The following is a 9,363-nucleotide window of genomic DNA, read 5'->3' as shown; positions in this document are numbered from 1 at the left end:
CCACAAAAGTAGTAGCCTCGATCCGAAAATCGAGACTACGCAAGATAGTTCAGTGGCTGAACTTCTTTAGAATACAAAAATACTTTTTTGTCTAAATATTTGGAATTTATAACAGTACCTTTTTTTTTGCAAAATATCTAAGTTTTTTATTCTTAAATTCTTCCGTTTACGCTTACATTTATCTCATTAAAATTGAACATTACAATTACCAATCTGTTTATTAGCCATGGACTATATCGATTATTATAAAATCCTCGATTTAAAAAAAGATGCCTCAACCGATGATATTAAAAAAGCCTATCGAAAATTGGCCAGGAAGCATCATCCTGATTTAAATCCAAATAATGAAGAAGCGAATAAAAAATTCCAGCAAGTAAACGAAGCCAATGAAGTTTTAAGTGACCCAGAAAAAAGGAAAAAGTACGATAAGTATGGCAAAGATTGGCAACATGCAGATCAATTAGATGCCCAACAAAAACAAAGAAGCCAATATCAATCTCAAAGTGGAGGTTATGGAGGTGGCTTTGGCGGAGAAGATTTTTCTGATTTCTTTTCATCTATGTTTGGTGGAGGTGGAGGAAGAAGTAGCCGAAATTCTCCTTTTAAAGGACAAGATTACAATGCCGATTTGCAATTAAACTTGGTAGATGCTTATGCTACACATAAGCAAACGCTAACCGTTAACGGCAAGCAAGTGCGCATTACTATTCCGGCTGGCGTAGAAAACGGGCAAAAAATTAAGCTGCCAGGTTATGGAGCTGTTGGCGTTAATAATGGTCCTCCCGGAGATTTATATATTAAATTCAACATTGCAGATCATCCCCGATTTAAAAGAAAAGGCAACGATATCTATATCCAGGAAGAAGTAGATTTATATACGGCAATTTTAGGAGGAGAGAAAATTGTGGAAACGTTAAACGGAAAAGTAAAACTTAAAATTCCCGAGGGCACCCAACCTGATACTACCTTACGATTGAAAGAGAAGGGTTTCCCCGTTTACAAAAAAGAAAATCAATTTGGGGATTTATATATAAAATGGCAGATTAAATTGCCAACCAACCTTAACGCAGAACAAAAAGAATTATTCGAAAAACTTTCCAAAAGCTAACCAACATGGAAAATAATCTGATATCAATTGAGGATGTTTGTGTACATCATCAGGTGAAAATTAATTTCATTCAATCTTTAGAAGATTTTGGATTAATTCATACCACAATTATTAAAAAAACAGTTTGGCTTGATATTGATGAACTTTCAAAATTGGAACGTTATTTAAGATTAAGTAATGATTTAGAAATCAATTTGGAAGGACTTCATGCAGTTGCGCATTTATTAACGCAATTAACGGAGATGCAAAATGAAATTACTCAATTAAAAAATGAACTAAATTATTACAAGCAGGTCAATTAAGAACGCAAAACAATCGTTTGTGTAAAAATTTCAGGTAAAAGTGGAACTAAAAACGCATTCTTTTTAAGATTAGTTTCTTAAATTGGCAATCTAATTTTTAAGAAATGAGTGATTTGTCTTCTAAGTTCATCGAAAAAATAAAATCGTCTTATGCACCAACTGGTTCTTATATTTATTTAGGAGCGGGTATTTTGAATGGACAAGTTTATGGAGATGCCGAGGTAAACCTTTCTTTAAAAATGATGAATAGGCATGGCTTAATTGCTGGCGCTACTGGTACAGGTAAAACCAGAACATTACAATTACTTGCCGAGCAGTTATCTGATGTTGGAGTTCCGGTATTTATGCTGAATGTAAAAGGAGATTTATCTGGCTTAAATCAAGCGGGAACAGTTAATCCTAAAATTGAAGAAAGATCTCAACAACTGAATAAGCCTTTTTCACCATCAGGTTTTCCTTTAGAAATCTATTCATTATCAGGGAAAATGGGCGCTCAAATGAGAGCAACTGTTTTGGAATTCGGACCTACCCTTTTATCAAAAGTATTAGATTTAAACGATACGCAAGCTGGAGTTATGGCGGTTATATTCAAATATGCCGACGATAACAAAATGCCTATTATCGATTTAAATGATTTGAAAAAGTTGGTTTCTTATCTGTCAGAAGGTGCAGGTGCAGCAGAAATCAAAGAAAGTTATGGCAGCATTTCTACTTCAACATCAGGAACAATTCTTCGTAAAATTGTAGCGATTGAACAACAAGGCTTAAGTGGTATGTTCGGCGAAAAATCATTTGACATTCAGGATTTATTTGATCGTGTAGATGGGAAAGGAATCATTAGTTTATTAAATATTTCTGATGTTCAAAATCAACCCGTTTTATATTCTACATTTTTATTAAGCTTATTGGCAGAATTATTTAATACGATGCCCGAGGTTGGCGATTTGGACAAACCTAAGCTTGTTTTCTTTTTTGATGAGGCGCATTTATTATTTAAAAATTCATCAAAAGCATTTTTAGAGCAAATTGAAACCATCATCAGATTAATCAGATCAAAAGGAATTGGTGTTTTCTTTTGTACACAAGCACCAACTGATGTACCCGAAAGTGTTTTAGGTCAATTGGGTAATCGTGTTCAGCATGCGTTAAGGGCATTTACGCCAAATGATGTTGATGCGTTGAAAAAAACAGTTAACACTTATCCGAAATCAGATTTTTATGAGATTGATAAAGTATTAACTTCATTGGGTACCGGGCAAGCTTTGGTAACAGTTCTTAACGAAAAAGGGATACCTACTGAAGTTTCGGCAACGATGCTAACGCCTCCACGTGCTTTAATGGGGCCGCTAACTGCCGCCGATTTCGAAAGGGTGATACAATCGAGTCAAATGTATGCCAAATATAAAGATGCGGTAGATCCGGAAAGTGCCTACGATATTTTAACAAAGCGCATTAATAACAGGGTTGCTGCAGAAGAACAAGAAAAACAAGAAGTAGCTGCACAAAAACAACAGGAAGCTGAAAGTAAGCCAAAACCAGGTGAAAAAAGTATTGTAGAACAGGTAATGGGCGCTACAATAACTCGGCAAATTGGTAAGGAAATTGTTAGAGGCATCTTTGGCATGTTAACTGGCAAAAAAACAAGAAGCAAAGGTGGAGGTTTATTTGGATTTTAACCCAGTTTATAATCCAGATAGTACAAAATACCTATATAGTAATTTACGCTCAAATAGTATTTTCGCAGGATGTAATCGTTAATTGATTATATTAAAGATCCATCCCAAGTAAATAAATAAAAAAATAAAAAATGAAACCTACCTTATTAATATTGGCGGCTGGAATGGCAAGCCGTTATGGAAGTATGAAACAAATTGATGGATTTGGCCCAAATGGCGAAACCATTATAGATTATTCAATTCACGATGCAATTCAAGCCGGATTTGGAAAAGTGGTATTTATCATTAAAGAAGAATTTGTAGAAAATTTTAAATCTATTTTCGAACCTAAATTGAATGGAAGAATTGAAACAGACTATGTTTTTCAAAACTTTGATTTAAAACAATTTGGTATCGAAGATGAGATTTACAGAGAGAAACCTTGGGGAACTGCACATGCTATTCTTGCTGGTAGAAATGTTGTAAAAGAACCTTTTTGCGTAATTAACGCTGATGATTATTATGGTTTTGATGCCTTTAAAAAAATGGCAGATTTTTTAACCACCGAAGCTACAGATAGCAATTTCTCTATCATTGGTTATGAAATTGGCAAAACCCTTTCTGAGTTTGGAGCAGTATCTAGAGGTGTTTGTAAGGTAGATGAGTCTGGTAACTTAACAGAAATTGTTGAGCGCACAAAAGTGTATCCTAAAGATGGAAAAATCTTTTACGAAGAAGATGGTGAAGAATTTCCATTAGATTTTAGCACACCAGTATCCATGAACTTTTGGGGCTTTACTCCTGCTGTTTTCAAAATTACTGAAGAATTATTTGTAGAATTTGCAAAAGCAAATAAAGATAAACCAAAAGCAGAATTTTTTATCCCGCTAATTGGCGAAAATTTAGTTAAAAGCAACACAGCAACTTTTAAAGTAGTTCCAACTTCAAATAAATGGTTCGGTGTAACTTACAAAGAAGATAAACCATTTGTTCAAGATTCAATTGATCAATTGGTTAAAAACGGAACCTACCCATCAAAATTATGGAGCTAAATTTAGACTCCGAAGTTTTAAAAGCATACGGATACACTAAAGAAAATATTACAATAACACAGATAGGTACGGGTTTAATTAACCGTACTTATTTGCTTTCGCCCGTTTTGGAAGATAAAAAGTATATTCTTCAAAATATTAACACTTCGGTTTTTAAAAACCCTCTGGCTATTGCGAATAATCTCAAGGCAATTGCCGATTATCTCTTATTAAATTATCCCAAATACTTGTTTATCAAACCAATTCCTACCATCACTGGTGAAGAAATGGCTTTGGTAGATGATGAATATTGGAGAATGTTACCTTATATTCCCAATACCGTGTCGCTTGATGTATTAAGTGATCCGAAGCAGGCTTTTGAAGCGGCTAAACAATTTGGAAAACTTAGTAAACTTTTAAATGATTTTAATGCATCATCACTCGAACCTACAATACCAGGATTTCACGATTTAGGCTTGCGTTACGAGCAATTTACTTTAGCATTAAACCAAACCAATAAACAACTTAAAGGCTTAGCTAAAATAGAGATTGATAATGCCTTAGATCATCGCTACATTCTTGATTATTACAACTCCTATACACATCGTAGCGACTTTCCTGATCGTGTAATGCACCACGACACCAAAATTAGCAATGTACTTTTAAATGCCGAGGCTTTTCAGGGTATTTGTGTAATTGATTTGGATACCATTATGCCTGGTAAATTTATTTCCGATTTAGGGGATATGATGCGGACTTATCTTTGTGCATTTTCTGAAAATGAGACTGATTTAAGCAAAATCAAAATCAGGCTTCCATATTTCGAAGCAATGATTAAGGGTTATTTATCAGAAATGAAAAACATCCTAACTGAAACTGAAAAGGAACTGATTTTATTTTCTGGTCGATACATCATTTATATGCAGGCTCTCAGGTTTTTAACCGATTTCTTAAACGGTAATATCTACTATCCGATAAATTACCCTACTCAAAACTTGGATAGAGCTAAAAATCAGTTCAAGCTTTTAGCAGAAATTGCCTTAAACGAAAAAGAATTACAAGGAATTATTGAAGAGAATTTGGTCTAATTACCCATTCTCTGTAAACCTACAGCAGATTTTTAATTAATTTTTTACCATATAAAATTTAAGGAATATGTAAGCTCAATGAAACTATATTTCTTATATGGTAAAACACTTTAAACAAAAAGCGTTTCTGAACTTAATCAGAACCGCTTTTCAATGTTTCATATCTTCGGTCTTCCGACCTCCGACTAAAACTATTTTTCTTCTTTCACTTCTTCGAAATCAACATCAGTAACGTTATCACCGCCACCTTGAGGTTGACCACCATCAGCTTGTGGTTGTTCACCACCTTGAGGCTGACCGCCATCTTTGTACATTTCTTCAGAAGCTACATTCCATGCCGCTTGTAATTCAGCTGAAGCTGCATCGATATCTGCGAAGTTACGAGAACCGTGAGCTGCTTTTAATTTCTCTAAACCAGCTTCGATTGGCGCTTTTTTATCAGCCGATAATTTCTCACCGAACTCTTTTAATTGTTTCTCAGTAGAGAAAATTAAAGCATCAGCACCGTTGATTTTATCAGCTTCTTCTTTTTGCTTAGCATCATCTGCTGCATTAGCTTCAGCTTCTTCTTTCATTTTCTTAATCTCAGCATCAGTTAAACCTGAAGAAGCTTCGATACGGATTTTTTGCTCTTTACCAGTTGCTTTATCTTTTGCACTTACATGTAAAATACCGTTTGCATCAATATCAAAAGATACTTCTACTTGAGGCACACCACGAGGTGCTGGTGGAATACCATCTAAAATGAAACGACCAATTGTACGGTTTTGACCAGCCATTGGGCGCTCACCTTGTAAAATATGGATTTCTACTGAAGGCTGGTTATCAGCTGCAGTTGAGAAAGTTTCCGATTTTTTAGTTGGGATAGTTGTGTTCGACTCGATTAATTTTGTCATTACACCACCCATAGTTTCAATACCTAATGATAAAGGTGTAACGTCTAGTAACAATACATCTTTCACATCACCAGTTAAAACACCACCTTGAATAGCAGCACCAATCGCTACAACTTCGTCAGGGTTAACACCTTTACTTGGCTCTTTACCGAAGAAAGCTTTAACAGCATCCTGGATTGCAGGAATACGAGTTGAACCACCTACTAAGATAATTTCGTCGATATCGCTTGTGCTTAAACCAGCATTTTTCAAAGCAGATCTACAAGGTTCGATAGTACGTTTGATTAAGCTATCTGCCAATTGCTCAAATTTAGCACGAGTTAATGTACGCACTAAGTGTTTAGGGCCACTAGCATCAGCAGTAATATATGGCAAGTTAATTTCAGTAGAAGTTGTGCTCGATAACTCAATTTTAGCTTTCTCAGCAGCTTCTTTTAAACGTTGTAAAGCCATTGGGTCTTTTGCAAGATCCATACTGTTTTCAGCTTTAAACTCTTCAGTTAACCAGTCAATAATAATGTGGTCAAAGTCATCACCACCTAAGTGTGTATCACCATCAGTAGATTTTACTTCGAAAACGCCATCACCTAATTCTAAAACTGAAACGTCATGTGTACCACCACCACAGTCAAACACAACAATTTTCATGTCTTTATGTGCTTTATCTAAACCATAAGCTAAAGCAGCTGCAGTTGGTTCGTTAATGATACGTTTTACAGATAAACCTGCAATTTCACCCGCCTCTTTTGTAGCCTGACGTTGTGCATCATTAAAGTAAGCTGGTACAGTAATTACCGCTTCAGTAACTTCCTGACCCAAGAAATCTTCAGCAGTTTTTTTCATTTTCTGCAAAATCATTGCAGAAATTTCTTGTGGAGTATATTTTCTATCGTCGATTTCAACACGCGGTGTGTTGTTATCGCCTTTAACCACTTTATAAGGTACACGTCCAGCTTCTTTCGCACTTTCGTCGTAGCTGTTACCCATAAAGCGTTTAATTGAATAAATCGTTTTTGTTGGGTTGGTTATAGCCTGACGTTTAGCAGGCTCGCCAACTTTACGCTCACCGTTTTCTGCAAAAGCAACAATAGACGGTGTAGTACGTTTACCCTCACTGTTCGCAATAACTACAGGCTCATTGCCCTCCATTACGCTCACGCAAGAGTTTGTTGTTCCTAAGTCTATTCCAATAATTTTTCCCATTGTATTTTTTATTTTCTCTTTTTAAAGTATTATAATTTCTACACCTGTTAAACAATGCTTGTGCCAATTGGTTTTTGGCAGAAAATATGGGTAAAAGACTGATAAAATGTAAAAAAACCAGTCTGATAATACTGACAGCATGACAGAAAGAAGACTAAAGGTTAAAGCTACTAGACAAATGCAAAACGCAAAATTCAATAAAGTAATTTGAAAACGAAAGTTCGAATCTCGTCTCAAACACCTGCCCCGCTGTACGCTTTACTTCGTTGCACTCCGTGTTCGCTGCCATCGGGTTTATGAACGAAGTTTGTGGCTTTTATGGTAAAAACCACACCCCGCCCCTCCTTAAAAATAAGGAGGGGAGTTTGATAGTGCAGATATAAAATTTTCTACTAAACATTAGGTTAAATACACAGAATGCAGTTAACAAATATTATTGCCTAAAATACTAACTTTCGAAGTCGCGAGGACTGGCATCAGAAGATCTGAAAGTAAATACCAATAAATCTTTGTTGCAGTTTCATCTCATAAACCACTGAAACGAGAAATCCTACGAGTGTTGCACAAATTTTCAATTATAACAAACCTTCACACGGCTAAGGATTACGCCTAAAGATTTATTGAGAATTTACGACAAAGCTTCGCAGTCTTGATTATTTATTAGCGTGTGTTTGTTTTTAACGGTATTCATGAGCTCGCAGAAATGCTCGGTTTTTGTTTCTTTTTATCAAGAAAAAGAAAAGGCCTGTCTGGCCAAGACAGAATTTATTGTATCTTCAATTACCAAATCAAATTATCATGCAATTAGCAGCAGAAATTATTATCGGTATAGTTGCCGCCATCCACATCTACATTTTATGGTTAGAAATGTTTGCCTGGACAACCAGGGCACCAAAAGTTTTCAAAACCATACCAAAAGATTTATTTGTCCCAACCAAAACTTTAGCTGCCAACCAAGGTTTGTACAATGGTTTTTTGGCGGCGGGTTTAATCTGGTCGCTTTGCATTTCCGATCATCATTGGAAATTTTATGTGGCCATATTCTTTCTAACCTGTGTAATTATCGCTGGAATTTATGGTGCAGCAACAGCAAGTAAAAAGATCCTTTATGTGCAATCTATCCCAGCTTTGGTGGCTTTGATTTTATTGCATTTGAAGTAAAATAAGGCATGCAAAATTTCACAACCCTCATCATCCTATTTACACTTTTCAATTTTAAACCAGCCTCAAATAATAAAATATGCGATTCAAAAATTAATGAAGCCTTAATTTTCAGTAAGAAAAACAAAATGGATACCTCTATTTGCATCATGGTTGATATGAGTATTCATTCAGGCAAAAACAGAATTTTTGTTTATGATTTTAATAAAAAACAAATCACCATTGAGGGACTTTGCGCTCATGGCGTTGGCGGCGGAAGTACAGCTACGAAACCAGTGTTTAGCAATGCTATCGGCAGTAATTGCAGTTCTTTAGGAAAATATAAAATTAAAGGCCGTTCGTATAGCAACTGGGGAATTAACATTCATTACAAAATGTATGGCCTGGAAAAAACAAACAGCAATGCCTTTAGGCGAATTGTAGTTTTGCACTCCTATACTCCAGTTCCCAATCAGGAAATTTATCCTCAAACCCTTTTCGGACAAAGTGCGGGCTGCCCAGTTCTAGCTGACGAAACTATGAAAAAGATTGATGCCCTTTTAAAAAACAGGAAAAAACCAGTGCTGCTTTGGATTTATGTTTAAAAATTGAAATTTAAACAATGGCTCATACCAATAAATCCATTAACCATTTAAGGCATTGAAGAATCGTATAAGCCTTACGACTTATATTTTCTTATATTTCTCCTATGTTTACAAAGTAATAAATTTGTAGATATAATTGAGAAAGAATGAGAGCACATATATTCCAAATAGCTTATTAGCATATTGTATGTAAGAAATTGCCTCATTCTTTCTATCTTTTCGAGTTTGAACAGAATGTAAGGAATTGTGCACTGCGCTATATCCAGAATATCCAAAAGGAGAAAAAACGAAGGGAGATTCATCAATTATAAAGCTAAACTTTAACTGATGAAAAA

The 9,363-nt window shown here is 35.3% G+C and carries 9 protein-coding genes; 7 read left to right on the top strand and 2 right to left on the bottom strand.

Annotated elements, in window-relative coordinates:
* Positions 1-226 precede the first annotated feature (226 nt).
* The 5 genes from LUA91_RS20505 to LUA91_RS20485 all read left to right on the top strand — a co-directional run bounded on the left by LUA91_RS20505 (position 227) and on the right by LUA91_RS20485 (position 5,184).
* Positions 227-1,108 (top strand): DnaJ C-terminal domain-containing protein, encoded by an 882-nt coding sequence (locus LUA91_RS20505; protein WP_231427984.1) that lies wholly within the window; start codon positions 227-229, stop codon positions 1,106-1,108.
* A gap of 5 nt (positions 1,109-1,113) precedes the next feature.
* Complete coding sequence (locus LUA91_RS20500; protein WP_231427983.1) at positions 1,114-1,410, top strand: chaperone modulator CbpM; 297 nt, start codon at positions 1,114-1,116, stop codon at positions 1,408-1,410.
* 104 nt (positions 1,411-1,514) lie between these two features.
* On the top strand, positions 1,515-3,086 hold the full coding sequence (locus tag LUA91_RS20495) for a helicase HerA-like domain-containing protein (protein WP_231427982.1): 1,572 nt from the start codon (positions 1,515-1,517) through the stop codon (positions 3,084-3,086).
* A gap of 131 nt (positions 3,087-3,217) precedes the next feature.
* Entirely contained in the window at positions 3,218-4,117 is a 900-nt protein-coding gene (locus LUA91_RS20490; protein ID WP_231427981.1) for a sugar phosphate nucleotidyltransferase, read from the top strand.
* Positions 4,108-5,184: a phosphotransferase enzyme family protein gene (locus LUA91_RS20485; protein WP_231427980.1), complete on the top strand. Its 1,077-nt coding sequence runs from the start codon at positions 4,108-4,110 to the stop codon at positions 5,182-5,184. The genes LUA91_RS20490 and LUA91_RS20485 overlap by 10 nt, the downstream gene beginning before the upstream one ends.
* Before the next feature lie 191 nt (positions 5,185-5,375).
* Here the strand turns inward: LUA91_RS20485 and dnaK are convergent, their stop codons facing one another.
* Positions 5,376-7,283, bottom strand: a complete 1,908-nt coding sequence (gene dnaK, locus LUA91_RS20480) for a molecular chaperone DnaK (RefSeq protein ID WP_231427979.1) — start codon at positions 7,281-7,283, stop codon at positions 5,376-5,378.
* A gap of 798 nt (positions 7,284-8,081) precedes the next feature.
* On the opposite strand from dnaK, the gene LUA91_RS20475 reads away from it, so the two are divergent.
* Positions 8,082-8,444, top strand: a complete 363-nt coding sequence (locus LUA91_RS20475) for a DUF1304 domain-containing protein (protein ID WP_231427978.1) — start codon at positions 8,082-8,084, stop codon at positions 8,442-8,444.
* Positions 8,445-8,452: 8 nt separating this feature from the next.
* Entirely contained in the window at positions 8,453-9,028 is a 576-nt protein-coding gene (locus LUA91_RS20470) for a murein L,D-transpeptidase catalytic domain-containing protein (protein ID WP_231427977.1), read from the top strand.
* A 108-nt stretch (positions 9,029-9,136) separates the two neighbouring features.
* Here LUA91_RS20470 and LUA91_RS20465 read toward each other — a convergent pair.
* Positions 9,137-9,363, bottom strand: a 227-nt coding sequence (locus LUA91_RS20465; RefSeq protein ID WP_231427976.1) for a hypothetical protein, incomplete at its 5' end; no start/stop codon positions are given.

The organism is Pedobacter sp. Leaf250 (assembly GCF_920984735.1).
Lineage (GTDB): Bacteria > Bacteroidota > Bacteroidia > Sphingobacteriales > Sphingobacteriaceae > Pedobacter.
Note: the sequence above shows the minus strand (reverse complement) of the source record. Positions and strands in the feature narration are given on the sequence as shown.